The sequence below is a fragment of the Pontibacter brevis genome (assembly GCF_054779655.1).
Window position 1 is genome coordinate 1 of the sequence record NZ_BAAGXV010000087.1, and the last position, 25,255, is coordinate 25,255.

A 25,255-nucleotide genomic window follows, 5' to 3' on the forward strand; every position below is an offset into this window, starting at 1 on the left:
AGTTGCTACAAGATATGAGAAATTAGCCGTCAGTTTCTTAGCGATGCTGAAGCTGGCTTTTATTAGGTTTTACCTGAAAAAGTATTCATCAGACACACCCTAGTTCTCGGCAGGCAGGCTTACCTTTAAGAGCAGCTTTGGCTGCCACATCTACAGGAAATGTATGAGTAGTTTGATATTGTTATTTGGTTGCCTGGCAATCGGCATCCTGCTGCAAAGAGTACGGGACTTTCCGATTAACTCACCGCAGGTACTCAATCAGTTCATTATCTATATATCACTCCCTGCGCTGGCGTTATATTATATTCCGGATGTGAAGCTGGATAGCACAGTGCTGCTGCCGGTAGGGGTGGCGTGGATTTGCTTTGCAGCCTCTGCAGTGTTCTTCTGGAGTTTAGGTAAATTTTTTAACTGGTCGCGGAAGCTTATCGGCTGCCTTATTCTCACGGCCGGTCTGGGCAACACATCTTTTATCGGCTTTCCGGTGATTGATGCTTTGTATGGCGCAGAAGGGCTGAAAACAGCCATCCTGATTGACCAGCCAGGTACCTTTGTGGTGCTCTCCACCTTTGGCATTGCCCTGGCCGCCACTTTTTCGAAAGGACAGCCGGATATAAAAGCCATCTCCAGAAAGATACTCTTCTTTCCGCCGTTCATTATGTTTTTCCTGGCCTTGCTGCTCAACCTGCTGCAGTACAGCTTTCCTGCTGAAATGAAAGAAGTTTTCCTGCGCCTGGGTAGTACCGTAACACCCCTGGCACTTGTATCGGTGGGTATGCAGCTGCGGATAGAGCGGCGCAGCAAACACTGGCGCTTTCTAATTCTTGGCCTGTTCTTTCAGCTAGTTCTGGCGCCCCTGCTTATTTACCTGCTCTATGTGCAGGTGCTGGGTGTAAGAGGGGAGTTGGCGCAGATTATGATTTTGGAAGCTGCCATGGCCCCCATGATCACGGCCAGCATTGTGGCGGCATCCTATGGCCTGAAGCCACGCCTGGCTAACATGATGATTGGCTTCGGCATCCCCATCTCATTCCTGACACTGGCCATCTGGTACTGGCTTGTGCAGGGAGTGTAAAGGGTGTTGTTCGTTGCTGGTTGTCCGTAGCTTATGTTAGCAGGAGTGCCTGCTATTTGCCTGGCAATATAAAATGGCAAAACAACCGGAACAGCATTCCAAGTGTGCTCTCAAAAATCAAATAAGGAGCAATGTTTAGGACAACTACTCCTCCGGGTAAGTGTCCAGTTTAATTTTCTCGATGAGGAGGTAGTTTTTGAACTGGTGAATAAGCTTGCCCATTTCTTTTTCCTTTTGTTCCAGGGCCTCCACTTCTTCATTAGAGGTTAGCAGCACCGGGCGCAGTCTGAACAGGCTGTCCTGTAGTTGCGGAATAGCGCTTTCGATGTGCTGCCTCATATCTTCAGGCTGCTCTGATTGCAGGTTTTGCTCCAGTTCCTGGATGTAGCGCTCCAGGAACTCTACCATGTGCCAGGGGTTATTCGGGCGGTTCCAGGTAAAGGTGGTGTTGCAGCGGCGGCAGCGGTAAGTGTTGCTCTTCCAGCCGTACTCGTTTGTCGCCACCCCGGTCTTCTTCAGCATATCTGCTTTGTGGCACTTGGGGCACTGTGCCTTGTCTTCGATTATCTTCTCCAGGCGCTCACGCTTCTCCAGTATGGCAGCACGGTTCTCAGCATGGTTGTAAAGCTGCGTTTCTAGGTTTTGGCAAGCTTTTGTTAGTTGCGCATGCTCTTCCGTCAGTTCACCTGTTGCTGCCAATTGCTCACCACGTTTGCTAAAGAAACGAATCAGTTTTAACAGCTCCCTCTCGTTTGTTTTCAGTGTCGCGTTGCGCATACTCTCTGCCTTTTTAAATTACTAACTTCTGAATTTTCTAAATTTTAGCTTCCTGCCTCTCTGAGTTTTTTATAGATGCGGATGGCCAGCATGAGCATGGCTGAAAAGAGGATGAGTCCGAGGATACCCCACAGCATACTCAGAGAACTTTTAAGCACCACCAGAAAAACAATACTGATCAGAAACAGGGTGGCTACTTCGTTCCAGATGCGGAGTTGGGTGGAGTTATACTTCAGGATGCCTTGCTGCTGCTGCATGAAAATACGGTGGCAAAGAAAATGATACACATAAAGCCCCACTACAAAACACAGCTTCCAGACCAGCCAGCCGGGAATGGAGCCGTAGAGGTGCAGGATGGTCAGGCCAAAAATCAGGGTGAGCACGGCAGAAGGCCAGGTGATTCCGTACCACAGCCTTTTCTGCATCAGGGAGAACTGCCGCTGCAGAATGGATTTCTCTGGCTCCGGCTTCTCGTCGGCTTCTGCATAATATATAAACAGACGCACAATGTAGAACAACCCGGCAAACCAGGTAACAACAAAAATGATGTGCAGCGCCTTAACGTAATAAAAGCTCATGGCTGTGATGCTTGTTTCTGCAAAGGTAAGGGATCTAAGACAGAAATCTGTTTTTGCTGTTTTGCCTTAGGCGCCGCTGGCTTCCCCATATGGCTCCCTTTCCTGATTTAGGCCAGGGGGCTCAACAAAGGAAAAAGTTTGGGAGAGGTAACTTACACCGACCTGCTGAATACAGGTGTTGTCGGCTTAGCATCCCATTGCCTAGCATCGAGGCACATGGCAATATTGCGCAGGAAAGGCCTGCCAGCCGGCAGTACTTGTATGTAATCCCTTCCGTACTCCACCAGGCCATCTTCTGCCAAAGGCTGCAGGCGAACGAGGGCATCCACAAAGTAAAGCAGCTCTGCCTCTGTCCAGGAGGTGCGCAGGCGGCACATCAGGTTAAGGATGTGCTGGCGAATGCGGCTGTCCTCTGGTGTGAATTCATGGCCTTTAAAGATAGGCAATTGGTTGGTGGCAACAGCGGCCTCATAGGCTTCCACCTCCTTTACGTTCTGCATAAAGGCGGTGCCGGTATCGGAGATACTGGAGGCGCCCAGGCCAACCAGTAGTTCGGTGTGGCGGGGCGTTTAACCCATAAAGTTGCGGTGCAGCCTGCCTTGCTGTGCAGCTATGTATAGTTCATCTTCCGGCAGGGCAAAATGGTTCAGGCCTATTTCACTATAACCGGCCTCTTCCAGCAGGTTTCTGCCCAGCTCGTATAAGCCTCTTTTTTCGGCTGGCTCCGGCAGGTCGGCCTTAGAAGACCGGCGCTGCGCTTTGCTCTTCCAGGGCACATGGGCATAACTGTAAAACGCAATGCGCTCCGGGCGCAGCTCTTTTACTTTCTCAATCGTGTGGCGCACACTGTTAGCGGTCTGGTGGGGCAGGTCATAGATAATGTCTCCGTTAATGGAGGTGTAGCCGATGGCGCGGGCGGTGTCGAATATCTCTTTTGTCTGCTCAAAACTCTGGATGCGGTTGATGACAAACTGCACCCGCGGGTCAAAGTCCTGGATGCCGACGCTGAGCCTCCTGAAACCTAGGTCGTACAGCACCTGCAGCTGCGCGGCATTAGTGGCATTGGGGTGCACATCTACGCTGAACTCAGCCTCTGGTGTTACCTCTGCTTTGCTGAGCAGGGCCTCCAGCAGCCGCTTCAGGTTTTTGGCGCTGAAAAGGTCGGCGTGCCGCCGCCAAGGTGCAGCTCCGTAATGCGCGGTTTCTCCCCGAATGCCGCCAGGTACTGGTCCCACTCCTGTAGCAGGGCCTGCATATAAGGCTCCTCCACCGCGTGGTTTTTGGTGATGCGCTTGTTACAGCCACAGTAGGTGCACAGCTGCTCACAAAAGGGCAGGTGCAGGTATAAACTGATGCCCTCTGATGTATTAGTGTTCCGGAAGGTCTGTTGCACATGTTGCAGCCAACGCGCCTGTGTTAGCGGGGCTTCTCCCCAGTTGGGAACAGTAGGATAGCTGGTATAGCGGGGCGATGGCACATCATATTTGGCTAGCAAATCTGCTGAAGTGGTGACTGCAGGGGTAAATTTCATGTTTTCTCTCCTCATCCTTGAATTTCTCTGTGCAAAGATCGGTTGTGGAGGGGAGGCAGGAAATGACATTTGTCACCTAAAAGCATGCCCTGGCGTGACTTTTAGCATAAACCTGTGTAACTTCACAAGATTTGCTACAAAAACTGTGTTTTTGATATATGAGATTAACCACACCAACACTACTACTGGATAAGAAGAAGAGCCTGAACAACATCAGAAGGATGGCGCAGAAGGCAAAGGAGAACGGCGTCCGGTTGCGTCCGCATTTCAAAACGCATCAGTCGGCGCAGGTGGGCATGTGGTTCCGCAATTATGGTATAGATACCATTACAGTATCCTCTGTAAAAATGGCCCGTTATTTCGCCAACCATGGCTGGAATGATATTATGATCGCGTTTCCTGCCAACGTGCTGGAAATGGACAGCATGAACGAATTGGCTTCACGTATCAAGCTGCATTTGCTGGCTGTGAACGAGGAAACGGTGGAGGCCCTAGCCATTGGCCTGAAACATCCGGTTCAGCTTTGGGTAAAGATAGATACCGGCTACCGACGCACAGGCGTACTTGCCAACAACCATACCGTGCTGGATAAACTCTTAAGTAAAATAAAAGAAAGCGATAAATTAGAGTTTGGCGGTTTTGTGGTGCACGATGGCCATACATATAAGCAAACAGATGTTTACGCTATACAAACCATACATAATACCTCGGTATACCAGTTACAACTGCTCAGGGACCGCTACGTCGGGCAGTTTCCTAACCTGCAGCTCTCCATCGGGGATACACCTTCCTGCAGCATACTGGACAATCTGACCGGCGTGGACGAGATCAGGCCGGGTAATTTTGTTTTTTACGACCTCATGCAACAGCGCATCGGCTCCTGCAGTTTCGATGACATAGCAGTGTGTGTGGCTTGTCCGGTGGTGGCCAAGCACCAGAAGCGCGGTGAGATCATTATCTATGGCGGCAGCGTGCATTTTTCCAAAGACGCATTGCAGCAGGAAGACAGCTCTATGCTATATGGCCGGGTGGTGGAGTTTACGAACGATGGCTGGACAACACCGGTCAGTGGCATTGACTTAGTTTCGCTGTCGCAGGAGCATGGCGTGATAAAAGCCACTCCTGAGCAATTCGAGAAATACCACATTGGTGATATGATTGGCCTGCTGCCCGTGCACTCCTGCCTTACAGCCGACTTGATGAAGGGTTATATGACCACTGATGGGGAGATTTTGGAGCACCTGTCAGGAATGCCGCAACGTGAACTGGAAGTATTCTAAATTTGAGCCGGAAGGGAAAATCTACTGAAGATGATGCCTGGGGTGCTATTCAGAAGCAGCCTGCCAAACGCATTGTGCGCCCTAAGCCAAAGGCTAAACCAGCCGTCAGAACAGCAGCGGCAAAGCCTAAAAAGAAAGCAAGGCCAGCATCTCCTTACAAGTTTTGGATAGGGCTCGCCGTGCTGGCAACGCTGGCGCTGGTGGTGGTGTATGTGGAACTGTTTATAGAGAAGCCCAAGCCTGTCTGGCCGCAAGGCCACAGTGTGTATGGGGTGGATGTCTCACATTACCAGAAAGAGATAGACTGGCAGCAGGTGCGGGAGAATGAGGTTACTTTTGCCTTTGTGAAAGCCACAGAAGGTAGAAGCCTAAAGGACAAGCAGTTTCAGGATAACTGGGACGGTGCCGGTGCCGCTGGTATTGCGCGGGGGGCTTATCATTTTTACCTGCCCTATATCAAACCGGAACTGCAGGCAGAAAATTTTATTTCCACAGTAAAATTATCTGTGGGCGACCTACCCCCTGTACTGGATGTGGAGGTTCGTGGCCGAAGGCCTGTGGCACAACTGAGGAAAGACCTGAAGGTGTGGCTGGAGCAGGTAGAAAAGGCATATGGAGTAAAGCCTATCATCTATACCGGCTATAATTTCTACCAGAATTACCTGGCTGGTCATTTTGATGAATATCACCTCTGGATTGCGCATTATAATGTGCCGAAGCTACGGCTGGAGAAGAGTGAGAAGTTAAAGCTTGCCTTCTGGCAACACACAGATGTCGGATCCATAAAAGGTATTGAGGGCAAAGTGGATTGCAACGTTTTTTACGGTAGTATGCGTGAGTTGCGCAGTGTGTGCATCAAGTAAAAATGACCTGTAAAAGAAGGAGGCGCTACAACATAGCGCCTCCTTCTTTTACAGGTCATTTTTATATAAACTTTCTGCAGAGCAGGGCAATGTTTCTGAAAAAGCCCTTTCGCCTTGCCTGCTTATGCTTCTGAGCCTTAATAGCGGCCTCCCATACGGCCACGTTCGCGGTCATCGCCCCTGTCGCGGTCGAAAGTGCGGCCCCGGTTGCGGCTGGCAAGGTAGTTACTATCGGAGTGGCTATCGTCAGAGCTGACAAAGCCGCTGTTAAAGTTTCTGTCGCCATAGGCCCCACGGCGGTTGCTGTTGCCGTAAGACTGTGCCCGGTTCTGGCTGTAGCCACTGCCACCGTATGAGCCGGAATCGTTCTGCGATTCGCGTCTGTAGCCGCTGCCCATGTAGCTGCCTTCCGAACCACCGTAGTTGGAGGAGCTGCTTCTGCCGGAGCTGCCCCAGCCGCTGCCGCTACTGCTGGAATTGCCGCCGGCATTATTATAGTTGTCTTCATCAAAGTCATAACGTCCCTGCCGCGTACCCTCAAACCTTCTGGAGGTATCCGAACCGTACAAAGCACGGCCTGAAGAAGAGCTGTTTCTGTCGGAGCCACGGTTGCCACGGCGGTCGTCAGAGCCGTAATCTCTTTCTCCGTAATTGCTGCCACCACCGTAGTTGATGCCTCGGCTTGGGCTATTCAGGTTACTCTGCCTGGCCTGGTCTGGTGAGCCCATACCCCCGTAGTAGTTGTAGTCTTTCTGGTTGGAGTCGTAGTTGCCGCTGTTGCTGTCCTGGAACCCCCTGGTGCTGCCAGAGCGGTAACGGTCATTGTCTCTGTCGTTGCCCCTGTCAGAGCCATGGCTGTCGTAGTCACGCTGATAGCCATAAACGCGGTGGCCGCCTAGGCTGTAGTCGCTGTCACGGGCTTCTCCTGGGTTGCCCATGCCGCTGGTATAGTTGTATCCGGTATTGCCGGAGCCGTAGTGGCGCTGTGCTATATTTCCTCCTCTGGATGTGCCGAACCCCTGAGCGCCACCATAGCTACCCATGTTGCCATAGTTGCGCGATGTGCTGTAGGTGCCGTAAACATCCTGGTTAGACGTGTTGCGGGAACCGGCCATTTCGTTACCCTGGTTTCCCCAGGTGCCGGAATGCCCTTCGTTACCATAGCCACCGCGTGCAGAGGAACCATAGTCGTCGAAACGGTAATTGTTGTCACTTTCGGGATGGCGGTATCTTTCTGAACGGCGTGTCTGGAAGCCGCGGGAATTGTCCTGGTGTTCATTTTGGTTTCTGTTCATAGCTTTTAGGTTTTTAAGGTTATACAAATCTGTATTTGTGTAACGAAGAGAAACACCAGGAGTTTATGAGGCCGGATACTATTCCTGAGTTTCAGGCGGCTCCAGCTTTTGAATAACTTTATCCCACCAATGGGCAGGCTGTTGCGAATCATGCTCTTTCAGCCTTTGTTCCTGGTATGGTCTTACCAGGTAAACATAGGCCTCATCTCTAAAAATAATAAAAGCAATGGACACGATGGCTGCCAGGACGGTAGTAGCCAGGGCTATGCGCCGGATACCATTGTAAAAGCCATGCCTGGTGCGCCCGAACCTTTTCCGGAACGGTTTTAAAACCGGTTGCCAGGCCGGTGCCTCCACTATCTTGCTGTGAAGCGAGGCCAGGAAACGCTCCTGCCCGATAAGCACCACACTCCCGAGGATGGTGAAGTTGACCAGGGCAAACATGGTCATCATCTGCACATAGGGGTTGTATAAAAGATAGCCGTACGTACGCTGGTAAAAGTAAATAGCCCACAGTGTAAGTACGCAAACCGTTATATTCGGCAGGCTGAGGATAAAATTGTTCTTAGGCTTGTCATCCTTGGGAGTAGGAATGTAGGGGACCTTAATTCTTAAAATAGAATAAACCAGCCCAAGGCAGAAGACCCACCAGGTGCCGGTGCGGAGAAGGCCCCCGAACAGGTGAAACCCGTTTTCTTTCTTTTCCAGCAGCCACCGTTGTGCATAGTGCCTGATACAGACAGAAATGCAGAAAAAAGGACCGAACATGACCATGAACTCTCCAAGGGAAACATACCAGGGGAACTCGGCCAGCACCAACGACAGAATGGGAATCAGGAAGTCGATGAGGTTGAAGACACCAAACAGGTAGTAAAGAGGCAGTGTCAGGTAGTGGATTTTCTGCCTCCAGGTAAAGCTGCCAAACAGTTTCGGGTATACCGTAAAGAGCAGTTCAAAGGTGCCGCGCGCCCATTTTATCTGCTGTTTGTAATAAGATGCCAGGGTAGCGGGTACAAGACCGCGTGTTAAAATTTTAGGTACGTAAACAGACTTCCAGCCCTTCGCGTGCAACAGCATTGCAGTGTGCATGTCCTCCGCCAATCCGGCCGCATGCCCGCCAATAGAATCCAGTGCTTTGCGGCGGAAGGTACAGTTGGCACCGATGGCCTGTACAGTGCCATAGCTGTTCATGCCCATCATGATGGGCCCGTAGAAGCTGTATGTCTGCTCTGCGGCACCATAGGCCACCAGGCTTTCTTTGTTGTTGCTGTACGCCTGCACTACCTGCACAAAACCAACGTCCGGATCTTCAAAATACGGCAGCACCTCACCAATAAACTCCGGCACTGGTACATGGTCAGGGTCTAGGATCAGGCAGATATCGCCGGTGGCATGCTGGAGTGCATTGTTCACATTACCAGCTTTGGCATCTTTTTTCTCAGTACGGGTTACGTGTATCACACCAAGGCGCCTGCAGGCTTCTTTCAGTACAGGGTCATCCCCTTCATCGCATAAGTACGTGGTGTGTGGGTAGCGTATCTGTTGTATAGCGCTCAGCGTATTGATTATCATGCTGTGCGGCTCCCCGGGGTAGGAGGTGGTGAAAATATCCACCGTGAAGTCTGTTTTTAACTCCGGCCGGAGGGGTTTGCTTACGTTAAAGTAGTGGTACCACTCATGCAGCGTCCGCAGCAGCTTGAACCCAAGGGCGGTGGTCAGCATCCAGTACAGCGGCGCATATCCCACATGGTCTTCGTCAAAAAACCAGTACAGGAAAATTACAAGCGTAACCAGCCCTAATACGATCATGGCTCGTATGGTCGTTATCTCCGTACGTTTTAATGGTGTATCAGGGCCAGGGGTGTATTTTTCCTTCTGATATTTTGTGTGCATATACATCATGTAGATGTAAAAATAAAGATCTTATTTATTGAATAAAAAGATTGAACTCCGGCAGCATCGAATGGGAACGAAGGATTCCTCTAAAGGAACATGCTTCCCGATATACTCGTACCAAGCTTCAAAAGTTTTAAATGACAACTTTGGCCAGTTTGACGCGTTTGCTTTGTGCCAGTCTTTTCTACCAGTTTTATATTCATCTATACTGTTTGCATGTCCACCCTTAACAGAAGAGTTGTTCTACATTATGTATCTCTTTTTGCTGTTGTATTATGTTCTTTTCTGACAAGCTGCGGGGAAGATACAAATGCGCAGGAAAAGTATATTCGCAGGGGAAGAACGGTGGAAATTGTTGGCCAGAACGGTCAGTACACGCTATTGCGTAACGGCGAGCCCTATTTTATAAAAGGAGCAGGTGGCTATACACACTTCAGTAAAATCAAAGAAAACGGTGGCAACTCTGTACGGGTGTGGCATGCGGATAATGCGCAGCAGATTCTGGATGAAGCCCATGCAAATGGCCTTACCGTAACACTGGGGCTTTGGATGGAGCGTGAAAATGAAGGGTTCAACTATTACGACAAAAAGCTGGTGACCCAGCAACTGGAGAAGTTGCGGGAGATTGTGCTCCAATACAAAGACCACCCGGCACTGCTGATGTGGGGAGTAGGCAACGAAGTGAATATGGAGGCCACTAACTCAAAGGTGTGGGACGCAGTGAACGAAGTGGCTGAGATGATCCACGAGGTAGACCCCAATCATCCTACCACTACCATGTTAATCGGCCTGAGAAGCAAAACCATTAACCTGGTGCAAAAAGAATGCCCTGCCATTGATGTGATCTCCTTTAATATGTTTGGCAGTTTGAACAAGGTGGAGAAACGGCTGGAGAAAGTGGAATGGAAGGGACCTTACATTATTTCAGAGTTCGGAGCGCGGGGTGCCTGGGAAACTTACACCACTTTATGGGGTGCTCCGCTGGAGCAGACAAGCTCTGAAAAAGCTGGTTTTATAAAACAACGGTACGAGGAAAACATTAGTCCTGGTATAGGCAGGTGCCTTGGCGGCTACGTGTTTTACTGGGGGCATAAGCACGAGTACACCCCTACCTGGTTCAGCCTTCTGACAGAAACAGGCGAAGAAACGGAAATGGTGGATGTGATGCGTGAACTCTGGATGGGTGATACAAGCGCAAACAAAGCACCTTATGTAGCTTATTTAAAGCTGAAAGGGTCTTTTGATTTTCAAAGCGTGTTTCTGGAACCTCAGCAGGAGTATGGTGCGGCTGTTTATGCTTTTGACCCGGACGGGGACTCTCTCCGGATTGAGTGGGAGGTTCTGCCGGAAACGCTCAGCCAGTTTGGTGAAAACGATAAAGACACCAAACCTAAACCAGTACACCATGTGCTTAGCGGAGCAGCAGGAAATACTATAAGAGTGCGGGCACCCCGAAAAGAAGGTGCTTACAGGCTGTACGCTTACATTTACGATGATCACAATAACGTTTCCACTGCCAACTTTCCTTTTTTTGTATCCAGCAATCCGCCTTATTAAATATCGGTATAATTCAAGTTTAGCTGCAAAATTAAACAACAGCTGAATTATGGTTGCCTATATTTAAAAGCTCATCAGTCATATTTATACAACCATTCCTGTGGCAATAAAGTAAATGCTGAGTATGCACATCGGTTAGAGTAGTACAAAAAACAGCATCTGTTTTGTGAACCTGCCCATGGCAAGGCCGCTACCCTGTGGCCATTGTTTAAAAAAGAAAGAATAGAAGCAGAATGGCAAAAGTAATAGAGATTAATGATGGCTTGCAACGTCAGGCGGCCCACGACTTTTATAAGGAGGCCCTTACCCTGCTGACAGAGAGCAATGCGGACTTTTTGGTGGGCGGAGGCTTTGCCCTACGCCTGTATACGGATTTGATGCGTGATACAAAGGACCTGGATATCTTCTGTAAGTCCGGGGACACTCCGCGCATATTGAAACACTTCAACGATAACGGTTACGAGACAGAGTTGACAGATGCCCGCTGGCTGGCCAAGGCCATCAAAGGGGACCATTTTATGGATATCATCTTCAATAATCCTGGTAATCACTGCCATGTAGATGACGGTTGGTTTGAGCGGTCGGTGCAGAGCGAGTTGCTGGGCATACAGGTGCGTGTTATCCCTGCCGAGGCACTCATCTGGTCGAAGCTCTACGTGCAGAACCGCGAGCGCTACGACGGCGGCGACATCAACCATATTATACTTCGCTATGGCCAGAACCTCGACTGGAAATGGCTGTGGCAGCACATAGAGGTGCACTGGCAGTTGCTGCTGGCGCAGTTCCTTTCCTTCCAGTTTGTTTACCCCTCGGAGCGCGATATCATCCCGAAGTGGTTATTTGATGAGTTACTGGTGCGGGCGAGAGAGCAGTTTGATATGCCGCCTCCAAAGGAGAAGATTTGCCGCGGCCCACTTATCGATCAGACCCAATATGCAACCGATGTGACCGAATGGGACTATAAGGTAGTAACCATCAGATCAGTTTAAGGAATGACAGACAAAAAGAAGAACAAAACCAGAATTGCAGCAGTTGGAGATATACATGTCCGGGAGACGGACAGCGGGAAGTTAAAGGAGTTTTTTACGCAGGTGTCAGAGAAGGCAGATGTGCTTTTGCTCTGCGGCGACCTGACCGATACAGGCCGAGTAGAAGAAGCAGAGGTACTGGCCGAAGAACTGAGGTCCTGCAGCATACCCGTGGTGGCCGTGCTCGGAAACCACGATTATGAGCGGGAAAACGAGAGTGCCATACGTAAAACACTTATTAACGCCAACGTAAATTTGCTGGACGGTGACAGTGTGGTATTTGGTGATGTAGGCTTTGCCGGTGTCAAAGGCTTTGGCGGTGGCTTCGACAAAGGCATGCTGGGCATGTTCGGAGAGCCGATGATAAAGAGCTTTGTGCAGGAAGCCGTGGACGAGCAACTGAAGCTGGACGGAGCATTGGCCCGCCTAGATAGCGATTACGCAGACATCAAGAAGATTGCGGTGCTGCATTATTCCCCCATCAGGGCAACCGTGGTAGGGGAGCCGGAGCAGATTTTCCCGTTCCTGGGTTCATCCCGGCTCGCGGAGCCGCTGAACCGCCGTGGTGTGGTGGCCGCTTTTCACGGGCATGCGCACATTGGTACTTTAGAAGGCGAAACCAGCAAGGGAGTTAAAGTCTTCAATGTCTCCAAACCCATCCTGGTGCACGAGGGATATGATCCTCCGTTTTATGTTCTGGAGGTATAAGTAAAATAGTCATGAAAAGGGGATGGCCTGCAGATATACTGCAGGCCATCCCCTTTTCATGACTGCTGTAAATAGCACGGTATTTCAGGATGCATGCTCTGGTCAGGTGGTATCAGAAAGATTCCCCGATAAAGATGTAAAAGCCGGGTCCCTCTCTGGTAAAAGCTACATCAGCACGGGTGAAAATGTCCTTCTTGGGGAACAGCAGGTAGCGCAGGCCACCGCCTCCCGCTACCTTCAGGTCACGGGCATCCAGGTTTTGGAAATCCGGGAAAACTGTGCCCGTGCTGGCAAATACTGCTGCTCCGATTCTTTTAGAAAAAGAAAAAGGCAGGGGTAAAAAGCGATATTCCACCTGAGCGGCTAACTGGTTATTGTCGCGAAAACGTCCCAGGTAATAGCCGCACATGATGCTTTCGCCACCCAGCAAAGCCATTTGGTTGAAAGGTACATCGCCTACATTGAACTGCCCCAGCAGTTGGGCCGCGAGCACATTGCTTTTTCCCATGGGCTTGTAAATTCTACTGTCTGAAACGATAGAGGTAAAGTTAAAGTCGCTGCCCCAAAGCCTGTCGTAGCTGATGAACGCCAGTTCCGAAAACAAGCCTTCCCGCACATTCAGTACATTATGCCGGTTATCGTAAATAATGCCCATGCCCAGCCCCAAATTGGTAGAGCCCCTGCTCCCTGTGGGTTCTGCTACTGGCACGTCTGAAGCAGATTTAAACTCCACTGCGCTCAGCCGCTGGAAATCAAGTTCGGCCCCTATGTACAGGTTGGGGCGAACCCTGTGCATTACCCGTTCTTTTACCTGTAACTGATTCGCTTCTACAAGTGCCAGGTATTCATCTGGTGAGTCTGGGCCAATGCCGTGGTAGAGCAGGGGGAAACTCTGGAAACGGAGACGCCCCAAGGAAAACCACTTGTTTTTGTCGGAGTAAAGGGCATGGTCAAACCAGATACCGTACTGGTGCTCCAGTGTATAAAAGGTGAAGCCGTTTATTTCGCTCAGGCGGTTAGCAGTGTCTTTTTTAGCATAATAGACATAGAGGCTGCTGAGACCGACTTCCAGGCTTGTTTCCGGCGAGTAGGCCAGGGTGGGGTAGTTGAGGAACTGTGGTTGCGACACGTGGCTTGTGTCATTTATAAGACTGTTGATGTACCTGCTGACTACATTTTTTTTCTGTGCAACAGCGTCTGATAGCGCTGGAAATAATAATACACCACATAAAAGAATAATGCGGACCTTCATGGTTTGAGTTAAGAAAGAAGTAGGAAAACTTTTTTACTGGATAGTGTTGCTGTAATGAGGTAGGTACTGAAGCATAAATCACCCATTATGTAAAATATATGGAACAGGCGTTTGATGTCTCCGAAGGTATTTGTTGTTTTTTTAGTTTAGATAAAGAAAGCTCTATGTATGCCACAAAATCATCTATCGAATAAACAGGTACTTCATCCGGGATAGTGATATTGTATTTCTTCTCGACGGCCAGTATGATATCGACCACATCTACAATGTCTATATTATATTCCCACAAACCCCTGTTACTGGATAGATCGACAGGGTTAATATGCTTTAACCTGCCAATTATTTTCGATACATCATTCTGAATTGTATCGCGTGTGATGGAATTACTTAATACATGCATCATCATCGTTCTACTTGAAAAATTAATTTGCCTCCTGCATGTTTCATAATTCCCCTTCCATACCGGGCTTGCTTCTCCTGCGGACAGGCAGGCCAGGGTACAGAAGGAGGGTATGCATTATTTTACAGGCAGTGTCTTAAGCATGTGCCATTTTCTGTTCTTCGAGCAGCGCTGTCTCGTGCTCCAGCTCTTCCAATGTTTTGTCTTCGAGCACAATCACGGTTTTCTTATCCATGCCAAACTTCGCCAGTATGCGGTCGAAGCCGTAGTAGATAATCGGCACCACAATCAGTGTCAGGAACATAGAGGAACTCAGACCACCAATCAGGGCCCAGGCCAGGCCGTTTTTAGTGGCAGCCACGGAGCCACCTGCCAGGGCAATCGGCAACATACCAATCACCATGGCCAGCGTCGTCATCAGGATAGGGCGGAAACGGATTCTCACCGCTTCTATCAAGGCCTCTTTCACTTCCACGCCTTCTGCTTTCAGGTTGTTGGTGAAGTCCACCACCATGATGGCGTTCTTGGCAACCAGGCCAATCATCATGATAATACCCAGGATAGAGAAGATACTCAGCGACTGGGCAGCCAGCGCCAGGGCTAGCAAGGCACCGATGATAGCCAGCGGTATGGAGAACAGTACCACCAGCGGATACACGTAGGAATCGTAAAGTGCCACCATAATCAGGTACACGAAGATGATGGAGGCCAGCAAGGCAATACCCAGTGTACCGAAACCTTCGCTCTGGTTCTTCAGGTTACCGCCCATCTCCACACTCACACCATCCGGCATGTTAATTTCTGCCATCTTCGCTTCTATATCAGCACCTACTGTACCAGACGGACGGCCAATTACCTGCGAGCTCACGGTTACGGAAGTGACACGGTTGTAACGCTCCAGCTGCGAGGGGCCGGTAGACTGCCTGATGTCTGCGAACTGCGAAAGGCGTACCAGTTGCCCTGTGTTGTTCACTAATGACAGGTTACCGATATCGGTTACACTGCGGCGGTCGAACTCATCCAGGCGGATGTTGATGTCGTAGTCTTCGGTACCGGAACGGAAGGTAATATCGGAGTTACCACTGAAAGCCAGCTGCATGCTTGCACCTACATTTTCCAGCGACAAACCAACATTGGCCATCTTATCGCGGTCCACTACCACTTCAATCTCCGGGTTACCGCCTTCAACAGAAGTCTCCACGTCTACCGTACCATCCACGCTTTCTGTAGTCGCCAATACTTGCTGTGAGAAAGCTAATACCGAGTCAAGGTCTGAACCAGAAATAATGATCTGGATTGGAGCCGCTGAGTTACCTACCAGTCCGACAGGTATCGGTGTTACTTCCACATCAGGTAGCCTGCTTTCGATATCTGCTTTGGCCTGGCGGCTAAACTCGTCTGTGCTGAAGCTACGCTCCTTCACATCTACCAGCGTAACCGACACATCTGATTTGTAAGCGGTGTTCTGGCCAGCCTGCGCCGATGTAGTAGTACCTACTGTCGTAAACACTTTTGCAACTTCAGGAATACCGCTCAGGTATTCTTCTACCTGTCTGGTGGCAAAGTTAGTCTGCTCTACGGTCGCGTTCTTAGGCAGCTCCAGCTGTAAGCTTACTTCCCCGCGGTCACCGGCAGGTATAAACTCAGAACCGATAAAGCCGAACGGCACCAGCGCAAACGAAGCAACCAGCAGTAACAGTGTCGCGGCCAATGTGATGAACTTATGACCGAACGCCCACTGCAAGGCAGCTGTAAAGCCGTCGATGATGCGGTCCAGGAAGCGCTCGAAGGCCAGAATAAACCTGCCGAAAGCATTCTTGTTTGAAACATGCTCCAGGCGTGAGAAACGGCTGGCCAGCAGCGGAATCAGGGTAAAAGCCACAAAGAGTGATATCATGGTCGCTATGGCTACCACCACGGCAAACTGGCGCAGAATGTCTGACACCAGACCAGAGGACAGCGCGATTGGGATGAATACCACCACAATTACAAGTGTGATAGAAGTAACTGTCGCCATGATCTCACGGATTCCGTCGTAAGCAGCCTGTGCCGGCCTTTTACCCATTTCCATGTGGCGGTGAATGTTCTCGATTACCACAATGGCGTCGTCCACCAGAATACCTACCACCAGCGAAAGCGCCAGCAGGGACATCAGGTTCAGCGAGTAGCCCAGCAGGTACATCGCGATAAACGTAGCCACCAGGGATGCCGGAATAGAGATCATTACAATCACGGCGTTGCGCAGCGAGTGCAGGAAAAGCAGCATCACCACAGCCACCAGGATCACCGCAATCACCAGGTCGTGCATCACTGAGTCAGCAGCTTCCAGTGTAAAGTCAGAAGAGTCGTTGGCAATGTTGAAGTTCAAACCTTGGGCAGCATACGTTTGCTCCAGTTTGGCAAGCGCCTCTTTCGTCAGGCGGCTTACTTCCACTGCGTTGGCATCCGACTGCTTCTGGATGGTGATACCCACCGATGGGTTAGAGTTAACGCGGGTCAGTACTTCGGTGTCTTTCTGGGTGTCCTGTACTTCTGCTACGTCACCCAGGCGAACGATTCCGTTCTGGTCTTCGCGGATGATCAGGCTGCGCAGCTGGTCCAGCGACTCGAATTTACCTGCCAGACGAATCTGTGTCTGCCCGCTTTCCTGCTTTATCTTACCAGTAGGGAAGTCGAGGTTTGAGTTGCGGATTTTCTGCTGCACCTGCAGGATAGACAAGTTATAAGCCTCCAGCTTGTTTGCATCAATGTTCACCTTAATCTCACGCTCCTGGCCACCCAGAATCTTGATAGCCGCCATACCTGGCACACGCGACAGCTCCGGCTTGATCTTTTTGTCAATCAGGTCATAGAATTCTGTCGGCGACATGTTCGCCGTGGCACCCATCTTGATAATCGGCAGGTCGTCGAAGTCGAATTTGTTCAGTGTTGGCGCATCTGCGTTTTCCGGCAATTTAGACAAGATGGTGTTGATTTTACGCTGTGCATCCTGCAGACTCAGGTCTACATCAGTGCCCTGGTTCAGCTGGATCGTAACGATAGAAAAGCTCTCGAGGGAGGTACTTTTCATTTCCTTCACGTTCTCCAGCGAGGACAGTGCATCTTCAATCTCCTTCGTCACCGAGTTCTCTACCTCGTTAGGCGATGCACCCGGGTAGATGGTACTAATGGTGAGTACGGGAGGGCTGAACTTAGGAAGCAGCTCGTAGTTGAGCGATTGGTAGCTGACAACCCCGAGCAGTGTGAGGACGGTAAAAACCACCACCACCAGGGAAGACCGCTGTATGGATAATTTCGTTATGTTCATTTTCTAAATTCTGTTTAAAGAAATTTGACAGTTCTTAAAGCACGGACACTTTCATGCCTTCGCGCAGGTTGATTTGACCGCTTTGTACGATCTGCTCACCTGGCTGCACACCTTCCAGTATCTCTACCTGGTCCTGCGTTACCGTGCCCACTCTTACCTGGCGCAGGTTAGCTGCACCATCTTTTACCACATAAACACTTGGGTTCTGGATGCTGCCTACAATTGCCTGGCGAGGTAATAAAAGCGCTTCGCGCTGTTCGGCTGCCTCAAAGAATGCTGTGCCGTACATACCGGCTCTCAGGTTGTTGTTAGCAGCGTTCTGCACTTCCACTTCCACATCAAACTTCAGGGTTGGGTCTGCCTGGGCAGCTACTGCCGTCACGGTTCCTTCGTATTCCTGTCCGGAGCCGGCATCTGCCTTCACTTTTACTTTTGCGCCTTTCTGTACCAGCAGCACTTCGCTTTCAGACACTTTTACTTTCAGCTTCAGCTTGTCCACGTTCACGATGTCATACAGCTTAGTTCCAGGATTCAGGAAAGAACCGACTTCCACATAAATCTCGTTGATTTCGCCGCTGATAGGAGCCGTGATGCGTGTTTTGTTCAGGCGGTGGCGGGCAGCTACCAGTTGTGCTTCTGTAGACTTCACGGCTAAACGGGCATCCTCCAGTTGTCTTTTGGTGATGGCCTCGCCGGCAGCCAGGTTCTCGAAACGCTCCAGGTCTCTTTTTGCTTTCTCGGCGTTTGTCTGTGCAGTGGCTAAGTCAGCAGCCATGGTGTTGCTTTCTACCTGCACCAGCAGCTGGCCTGCCTTTACGTTATCTCCCTTGCGCTTCAGCACACGCTGCACCTGGCCCTGGGTTTCTGACAATAGCGTCAGGCTCTGGATAGGAGCGAAGTTACCCTGTGCGGTAAAGGACTTGTCTATTTTAGCAGACTTCACTTCCGTAACAGCAACTGGTATAGCTTCGCTTTTGATGTCGGCTACTGCTGCCTTTGCTGCCATTTGTTCTTTGTTACTCATCAGCTTAAAGCCGATAGCACCTAAAACCAGGATAACGACCAGAATATAAATTACCTTTTTCATCTTTATTTTTTTGACTCTATTTGATTAGTGTTTCTAACTCTCCTGTTGCCTGCAGGTAATTCAGTTGGGCAATTTTAAATTTCAGTACCTCGTTGTTCAGGTTAGTTCTCGCCTCCCTGAGCTGCACCTCTGCCTCCAGCAGGTCTGTGAGCGGGGCAAGTGCTTCTTTGTAAAGCTGGTTGGTAGTGTTGTACACATCCTGCGCCAGCGTCACGTTTTTCTCCTGTGCCTGAATAGCGGACTGGCTGTTTTCCAGTTGGCTGATGGCGTTGGTTAGCGTAGCAGCTGTGTTGGTTGTAAACTTGCTCAGGTCCTCGTCAATCTTCTTCTTCTCTAGTTGCACCTGCTTGGCCTGCGCATCCTTTTTAAAACCGTCAAAAATCGGAACATTAAGCTGCAAGCCAACTACTGATGTTTTAAAGAAAGGAATGCTGCTGCTGAACAGCTCGTTGCGCTGCGTCTGGTAACCGTACTGCCCGTATGCAGCCAATGTAGGGTAGTAGCCAGCCTTGATGTTTTTCTCCTGCAGGCTGGTCAGTTGCTTCTGTGTGTTCAGCAACTGGAACTGTGTCTTGTTTGTGGCAGCTGTGGCCGCATCTATTGTGCCTGGCACAACTTTCTCAAGTGAGATAGTGGCATCCTGCAGCGCGATTTCCTGCTCCAGCGGCATACCGATAAAGAACTTCAGAAAGTTTTTCTGCTGCTCAAACGCTGTGCGCAGGCTTTGCTGCTGGGTCTGCAGGTTAATTCTGCTTACCTGAATGCGGTTCACATCCACCTTTTTCACCAAGTCATTCTCGTACTGCAGCTGCATAATTTTCTCCAGCTGCGTCAGCCTTTCCAGGTTTGCTTCAATGGTGTTAAACTGCTCTTTTGTTTGCAGTGCCTGCAGGTAAGCGGCACCGATGTTATAGATCAGGTCTTCCTCCACCATTTCTTTTCTGAGGCGGTACAGGTCCTGCGTGATTTTGGCAGCCTGAAGGCCTACAAAGTAAGACTGGTTGAAGAGCAACTGCTGTATCTGCACATTCCCCTTCACGTTGTAGTCTTTACCAAACTGCACCGGAATGTCCGTGCCTGGCTGGCCTGCCAGTTCTCCCGGAAGGATTTGCGTTGGCAATGCCGGGAAATAGTCCAGCCCGCCCTGAGTTGATACCTGCGGCAGGCCCTCGCTTTTTGTCTCGCGTATTAGCTGCCCGGCAATCTGCTCGTCATAGCTTGCTTTTTTGACATCCTGGTTATTGCTCAGGGCATACTGCAGGCTTTCCTGCAGCGTCAGTGCCTTCACCTGACCCGCGCCCGGTCCCTGCGCAAAGGCAGGTGCCATCCAGGTTAGCAGCAGTCCGATTGCTAAATATTTCTTTATCACTGTATTGGTTTTATTTGTTTAAAAATTTATGGTTAGTTCAGAAATTACTGAACTAAACTGCTAAAAAAAATCAGTCTTTGCTCTTTACTTTTTTCTCCGCTTCCCACTGCGCTATCAGCGCAGGCAATTGCTGTTTCAGGTAGTCCAGAAAGCCGATAAAGTCCCTGAGCTTGATGTCGTAAACCGGGTTTTCTCTTTTCCTGACTTCGAGCACACGCTTCAGCAGGTTGTTGAGTGTACCCAGTTCTTCCATTTTTTTAGAAAAGGTATCCTGCCAGTTGGCTGATCTTATTTTGAAATACCGTTTCCTGTCACCCGGAAAGGTGGTGTATTCTATATGTCCCGTGTTGAGCAGCATGTTCAGCGCATTACTTGTGGCGCTTTTGCTGATTCCGAGGGTTTCAGAAATTTCATCAAAAGATAATTCGGGCTTATCAGATACCAGCAAAAGACCCACAACACGCGCTACAGCAGGCTGGAAGCCATTGTTTTCATGGTAGATGCCAAGCTGTTCTATCAGTTCTCTTTGTTGTTCGCTTAGTGCCATAATGTGTTTTTTTAGATATGAAGAACGCAGCAAAGGTATAGGTTTGTTTTATTAGTTCATAATTTACAGAACCAAATTTGTCTATATTTTTTCTAACCTGCAGAAAACAAGTTCCGGCTGTCGTTACGTATCAGGAAAAGCTTTTGAGGATGAGATATTTGCATTGGTTGAAGTCTATTCTAACCTTTCGCTTTTGGAATACCGTAGAACATACTTCATGCTTTTCAAGGATTTATACTTACTAAGCATCGATACAAACACTTAATTTAACAGGAGGAATTGTCAGAGCGGCCATAAGCCTTCAGGAATGCAAAGAGTCGCTTCTAAACTTAACGAGACGCATCTTATGCCTACAACATACAGCAGGTGGTATCATCCCTATGATACAAATGATAAATATGCCCGTCGTGTTGCCTACTTCTGCATGGAGTACGCTATTCACCAATCACTTAAAATATATTCCGGTGGCTTGGGCTTTCTGGCCGGTTCTCATATGCGCAGCGCCTTTGACCTGCGCCAGAACCTGGTAGGCATCGGTATGCTCTGGAAGTACGGCTACTATGACCAGGAGCGAAACGAAGACCAGAGTATGCGGCCGCACTTTATGCAAAAGTTCTACAGTTTTCTGGAGGACAGCGGCATTACGGTGCGGGTTGTGGTAAACAACCACCCGGTGCTGGTGAAGGCGATGGTGCTGAAGCCGGAGGTTTTCGGAACTGCCCCTATTTATTTCCTGACAACAGACGTGCCTGAAAATGACCACCTGGCCCGCACCATCACGAACCGTTTGTATGACCCGGAACCCAATGCCCGTATTGCGCAAAGTATTGTGCTGGGCATTGGCGGAGCCAAAGTGGTGGAGGCCCTGGGAGGTGCCGAGATCTACCACATGAACGAGGGGCACGCGCTTCCGCTGGCGTTCCACCTGTACCAGGAGTATGGCCTGAAAGAGGAGGTGCGCCGCCGGATGGTATTCACCACGCACACCCCTGAAAAAGCAGGAAACGAGGAACATGACATCCAGATGCTGCACAGCATGAGCTTTTTTAACGGCTTGTCGCTGGATGAGGCACGCGAGCTGACCAGTACGAGCGGGCACATGTTTAACCACACGCTGGTGGCCCTGCGCCTGTCTAAAGTTGCCAATGGGGTTTCGCAACTGCATGGGGAGGTAGCCCGGGATATGTGGTATGGCAACGAAGGCGTATGCGAAATCAAGTCGATTACGAACGCGCAGAATGTGCCGTTCTGGATGGACAAGCAGCTGTGGGAAGCACAGGAGCGGGACAAGGATATGACCATGCAGCGGCGCAAGGAGGAGATGAAGCGGAAGCTCTTCGAAATCGTGGCGGATCAGACAGGCAAAATTTTTAAACCGGATGTGCTGACGATTGTCTGGGCCCGAAGGTTTGCCGCCTACAAACGCGCTGACCTGCTGGTGCGGGACATGGACCGCTTCCTGCGGCTGGTGAATAAACACGATATGCCTGTACAGGTTATCTGGGCCGGCAAGCCTTACCCGTTTGACCACAATGCGGTGAGCACGTTCAATAAACTGGTATACATCTCCCAGAAGCAGGACAACGTAGCCGTGCTGACAGGGTATGAGCTGGCATTATCGCGTAAGCTGAAACATGGCGCTGATGTGTGGCTGAATACACCACGCCGCCCAAGAGAGGCTTCGGGTACCAGTGGCATGACAGCCGCTATGAACGGCGCCATTAATTTTTCGGTGCAGGATGGCTGGTTGCCGGAGTTTGCCCGCCATGGTGAAAACAGCTTTGTGCTGCCCATTGTAGATACCTCTTTGCCAGACGAAATGCAGGACGAGGAAGACTACAGCAACATGATGCGCATACTGGAGCAACAGGTGGTGCCGATGTATTACCGTGACCGCGACCGTTGGCTGCGTATCGTGAAGCAGAGTATGCGGGACGTAGTACCCGCCTTCGACTCAGACCGCATGGCGCATCAGTACTATGAAATGATGTACAACTACCAGAGCAGAAGCTGATTTACCGGTTGCCTGGCTGAAAGACACAGCCCTGGGCATGAATTTTCATCTATATAAAGAATACAAACGCCGCTCCGGGTTACCAGAGCGGCGTTTACTTTTACTTATAAGTTAGAGAGGCTAGGCTTTCTCCGGTATGCGCTGCAGCGTGGCGAGCAGGAAATCCCAGTACTTCTGCACCGAGCTTATCTGTACTTTCTCGTCAGGGGAGTGGGCACCGCGGATGTTGGGGCCGAAGGAGATCATTTCCATGCCCGGATAGTTTGCACCCAGTATGCCGCACTCCAAACCGGCATGACAGGCGTTTACATCCGGTTCTCCGGCAAACTTTTCACGGTACAGGTCACGCATGAGTTGTATGATAGCGGCATCCGGTTTCGGCGTCCAGCCAGGGTAGGAGCCGCTCAACTCAACAGAAGCGCCTGCCAGTTCCAGGGCGCTTTGTATTGCCTGCGCCAGGTCTTCTTTCTCGCTATCCACGGAACTGCGGGTGAGGCAGAGCACGGTATAGCTGCCATCCTGCACCACCACACGGGCTACGTTATTTGATGTCTGCACCAGGCCTTTGATGTCCGGGCTCATGCGGTAAATGCCGTTCGGGCAGGCGTAAATAGCGCGTAATAATTTGCCTGCAGCATCTTTGTTCACAACCTGGGCCGGAACTTCTGCAGCTTCGATCAATACCTGCAGCTTCGGATCAGTAGTTTTGTACTCCTGCTGTAGTACCGTTGCCTGCTCCTGCACAAATGCCTCGAAAGCGGCTTTTTGAGCCTCGGCTAAGGCTACGGTGGCAACAGATTCGCGTGGTATGGCATTACGGAGGCCTCCGCCGTCAATGGTGCCGATACGCACATCAAATTTCGTGGTAGCCAAGTACAGCAAGCGGTTCATCAGCTTATTTGCATTGCCCCGGCCCAGGATGATGTCCATGCCGGAGTGGCCGCCCGTGAGGCCTTTTATACGGAGTTTGTATCCTGCCATGCCTCCGGGAGCAGCTTCCTGGGAGTAGGTTCCGGTGGCAGTAATGTCTACCCCGCCTGCGCAGCCGATGGTTAGTTCGCGGTCGTCTTCAGTGTCCAGGTTCAGCAGAATGCCGGCGTCTAGTAAGCCGCCTTTCATGCCCAAGGCACCTGTCATGCCTGTTTCTTCGTCTACCGTGAAAAGTGCTTCAATAGCGGGGTGCTGAATGTCTTTGGAAGCAAGCACAGCCATGATGGTAGCCACTCCAATGCCGTTGTCTGCCCCCAGGGTCGTGCCTCTGGCTTTCACCCAGTCGCCCTCCACATACATGTCTATTCCCTGTGTATCGAAATCGAAATCTGTATCTGCATTTTTCTGGTGCACCATGTCCAGGTGGCTTTGCATGGCTACCGTCTGCAGGTGTTCCATGCCTGGTGTGGCAGGCTTCTTTATGATGACGTTGCCGGTTTCGTCTTCGTAAGTCTCCAGGCCAAGGCGCTGGCCAAAGTCCTTGATAAACTGAATCACGCGCGCCTCTTTTTTGGAGGGGCGTGGTACAGCATTTAAGTCAGCAAAATTCTCCCAAAGTGCTTTAGGCTCGAGGTTGCGTACTTCTGCGCTCATTGTAGTGGTTTTATGTGGTTAGAGCAGCTTCTATAGCCGCCGTTCCCAAAGTTACACATTTCAGCTCTAAATGCCGGGAGCAGACAAGCGCCTGAGCTATAAAACCAGCTTAAAAGGCAAGCCGGGGCGACAGCGCTGTTAATATGGTGCTTTGCTTTTATAGGTGCTGCTGTGGGTGTATCTTTAACGCTTCACAAGCATCAAACATACTTCATTAGCGAAGAGAGGAACCATGGCTGACTACAGGACAGTGGGTGTTGACATTGGGGGCACGCATATTACGGCAGCACTTGTTGATATGAAGGCAGGTGCCTTGCTTGCCGATACCCTGGTTCGGGAACAAGTGAATGCGAAGGGAAAAGAGCAGGAAATCATCAGTAGCTGGGCACAGGCAATTGTGCATGCTGCGAAAGAAGATACCAGGGAGAACGTGCATATTGGCATTGCCATGCCCGGGCCCTTCGATTATGAGGAAGGAATCTCCCTGATGCAAAACCAGGACAAGTACGATGCACTCTACGGCCTGAATGTGAGGAAGCTTCTGGCTGATGCGCTGAAAATGCCCCCGGCACATTTTAAATTCATGAACGATGCCGCCTGCTTTTTACAAGGCGAGGTTTTTGGTGGTGCCGCAAAAGGAGCGGGCCGCGCCATCGGCCTGACATTGGGCACCGGCCTGGGATCAGCTTTTTACCACGGTGGAATGGCCAGGGATGCTGCACTCTGGCGCTCTCCATACAAAGAGGGCATAGCCGAGGATTACCTTTGCGCCCGGTGGTTTACAAAGCGTTACCACACGCTCTCTGGTAAGGAAGTAAGCAATGTGAAAAGCCTGGTCAGTTTACTGTCCTCAGATGAGCGGGTACAGACTATATTTAATGAATTCGGGCAGCACCTGGGAGAGTTCCTTGTTCCTTATATGGAGAGAGAAAGTCCTGAGGTGGTGGTGATAGGCGGTAACATTGCGCAGGCACTGGGGCTGTTTTATCCTGCCCTGCGGCAAACACTAACGATGCAGGGTGTTATAGTACCTATAAAGCAGGCGGAGTTAGGGGAGGAAGCCGCCTTGATTGGCGCAGCGAGTTTGTGGAAGTGAGCCTTTGTGTC

Annotated in this window: 18 protein-coding genes and 1 pseudogene; 8 read left to right on the forward strand and 11 right to left on the reverse strand. The window is 50.4% G+C overall.

From position 1 onward, the window contains the following. Positions 1–163: 163 nt before the first annotated feature. The gene (locus tag ACYVB1_RS18940) at positions 164–1,075 is read left to right on the forward strand and encodes an AEC family transporter (RefSeq protein WP_460925380.1); all 912 of its coding nucleotides are present in this window, start codon (positions 164–166) and stop codon (positions 1,073–1,075) included. Positions 1,076–1,219: 144 nt separating this feature from the next. On the opposite strand, the gene ACYVB1_RS18945 is transcribed toward ACYVB1_RS18940, so the two are convergent. The 3 genes and pseudogenes from ACYVB1_RS18945 to hemN all read right to left on the reverse strand — a co-directional run bounded on the left by ACYVB1_RS18945 (position 1,220) and on the right by hemN (position 3,961). Beyond that, positions 1,220–1,852, reverse strand: coding sequence for a hypothetical protein (locus tag ACYVB1_RS18945; RefSeq protein WP_460925381.1), 633 nt, complete (start codon positions 1,850–1,852; stop codon positions 1,220–1,222). Positions 1,853–1,896: 44 nt separating this feature from the next. Continuing rightward, a complete protein-coding gene (locus tag ACYVB1_RS18950; RefSeq protein WP_460925382.1) occupies positions 1,897–2,430 on the reverse strand; it encodes a CopD family protein in 534 nt (177 codons plus the stop codon). Between the two features lie 152 nt (positions 2,431–2,582). Next, a pseudogene (gene hemN, locus ACYVB1_RS18955) lies at positions 2,583–3,961 on the reverse strand (oxygen-independent coproporphyrinogen III oxidase). Positions 3,962–4,119: 158 nt separating this feature from the next. Between hemN and ACYVB1_RS18960 the strand changes: the two are divergent. Together ACYVB1_RS18960 and ACYVB1_RS18965 are read left to right on the forward strand one after the other, a co-directional pair. Next, complete coding sequence (locus ACYVB1_RS18960) at positions 4,120–5,241, forward strand: alanine racemase (RefSeq protein WP_460925383.1); 1,122 nt, start codon at positions 4,120–4,122, stop codon at positions 5,239–5,241. A 2-nt stretch (positions 5,242–5,243) separates the two neighbouring features. Next, positions 5,244–6,104, forward strand: coding sequence for a glycoside hydrolase family 25 protein (locus ACYVB1_RS18965; RefSeq protein ID WP_460925384.1), 861 nt, complete (start codon positions 5,244–5,246; stop codon positions 6,102–6,104). A 137-nt stretch (positions 6,105–6,241) separates the two neighbouring features. On the opposite strand, the gene ACYVB1_RS18970 is transcribed toward ACYVB1_RS18965, so the two are convergent. After that, positions 6,242–7,399: a hypothetical protein gene (locus ACYVB1_RS18970; RefSeq protein WP_460925385.1), complete on the reverse strand. Its 1,158-nt coding sequence runs from the start codon at positions 7,397–7,399 to the stop codon at positions 6,242–6,244. 78 nt (positions 7,400–7,477) lie between these two features. Then, positions 7,478–9,292, reverse strand: a complete 1,815-nt coding sequence (locus tag ACYVB1_RS18975) for a glycosyltransferase family 2 protein (protein ID WP_460925386.1) — start codon at positions 9,290–9,292, stop codon at positions 7,478–7,480. A gap of 348 nt (positions 9,293–9,640) precedes the next feature. Between ACYVB1_RS18975 and ACYVB1_RS18980 the strand changes: the two genes are divergently transcribed. The 3 genes from ACYVB1_RS18980 (at position 9,641) to ACYVB1_RS18990 (ending at position 12,588) form a co-directional block, all read left to right on the forward strand. Continuing rightward, the gene (locus ACYVB1_RS18980; RefSeq protein ID WP_460925387.1) at positions 9,641–10,852 is read left to right on the forward strand and encodes a glycoside hydrolase family 2 TIM barrel-domain containing protein; all 1,212 of its coding nucleotides are present in this window, start codon (positions 9,641–9,643) and stop codon (positions 10,850–10,852) included. A 233-nt stretch (positions 10,853–11,085) separates the two neighbouring features. Then, a complete protein-coding gene (locus ACYVB1_RS18985) occupies positions 11,086–11,841 on the forward strand; it encodes a nucleotidyltransferase (RefSeq protein WP_460925388.1) in 756 nt (251 codons plus the stop codon). Positions 11,842–11,844: 3 nt separating this feature from the next. Next, positions 11,845–12,588, forward strand: a complete 744-nt coding sequence (locus ACYVB1_RS18990) for a metallophosphoesterase family protein (RefSeq protein WP_460925389.1) — start codon at positions 11,845–11,847, stop codon at positions 12,586–12,588. Between the two features lie 112 nt (positions 12,589–12,700). Here the strand turns inward: ACYVB1_RS18990 and ACYVB1_RS18995 are convergent, their stop codons facing one another. The 5 genes from ACYVB1_RS18995 to ACYVB1_RS19015 form a co-directional block, all read right to left on the reverse strand. Then, complete coding sequence (locus ACYVB1_RS18995; RefSeq protein WP_460925390.1) at positions 12,701–13,717, reverse strand: BamA/TamA family outer membrane protein; 1,017 nt, start codon at positions 13,715–13,717, stop codon at positions 12,701–12,703. Between the two features lie 659 nt (positions 13,718–14,376). Then, on the reverse strand, positions 14,377–17,547 hold the full coding sequence (locus ACYVB1_RS19000; RefSeq protein ID WP_460925391.1) for an efflux RND transporter permease subunit: 3,171 nt from the start codon (positions 17,545–17,547) through the stop codon (positions 14,377–14,379). 34 nt (positions 17,548–17,581) lie between these two features. Beyond that, positions 17,582–18,634, reverse strand: coding sequence for an efflux RND transporter periplasmic adaptor subunit (locus ACYVB1_RS19005; protein WP_460925392.1), 1,053 nt, complete (start codon positions 18,632–18,634; stop codon positions 17,582–17,584). 16 nt (positions 18,635–18,650) lie between these two features. Then, positions 18,651–20,003, reverse strand: coding sequence for a TolC family protein (locus tag ACYVB1_RS19010; protein ID WP_460925393.1), 1,353 nt, complete (start codon positions 20,001–20,003; stop codon positions 18,651–18,653). A gap of 70 nt (positions 20,004–20,073) precedes the next feature. Continuing rightward, on the reverse strand, positions 20,074–20,550 hold the full coding sequence (locus ACYVB1_RS19015; protein ID WP_460925394.1) for a GbsR/MarR family transcriptional regulator: 477 nt from the start codon (positions 20,548–20,550) through the stop codon (positions 20,074–20,076). A gap of 346 nt (positions 20,551–20,896) precedes the next feature. On the opposite strand from ACYVB1_RS19015, the gene glgP reads away from it, so the two are divergent. After that, positions 20,897–22,564: an alpha-glucan family phosphorylase gene (gene glgP, locus ACYVB1_RS19020; protein WP_460925395.1), complete on the forward strand. Its 1,668-nt coding sequence runs from the start codon at positions 20,897–20,899 to the stop codon at positions 22,562–22,564. Positions 22,565–22,684: 120 nt separating this feature from the next. Here glgP and ACYVB1_RS19025 read toward each other — a convergent pair whose 3' ends face one another. Next, entirely contained in the window at positions 22,685–24,148 is a 1,464-nt protein-coding gene (locus tag ACYVB1_RS19025; RefSeq protein ID WP_460925396.1) for an aminoacyl-histidine dipeptidase, read from the reverse strand. Positions 24,149–24,380: 232 nt separating this feature from the next. On the opposite strand from ACYVB1_RS19025, the gene ACYVB1_RS19030 reads away from it, so the two are divergent. After that, positions 24,381–25,244, forward strand: coding sequence for an ROK family protein (locus ACYVB1_RS19030; RefSeq protein ID WP_460925397.1), 864 nt, complete (start codon positions 24,381–24,383; stop codon positions 25,242–25,244). Positions 25,245–25,255: the final 11 nt, after the last annotated feature.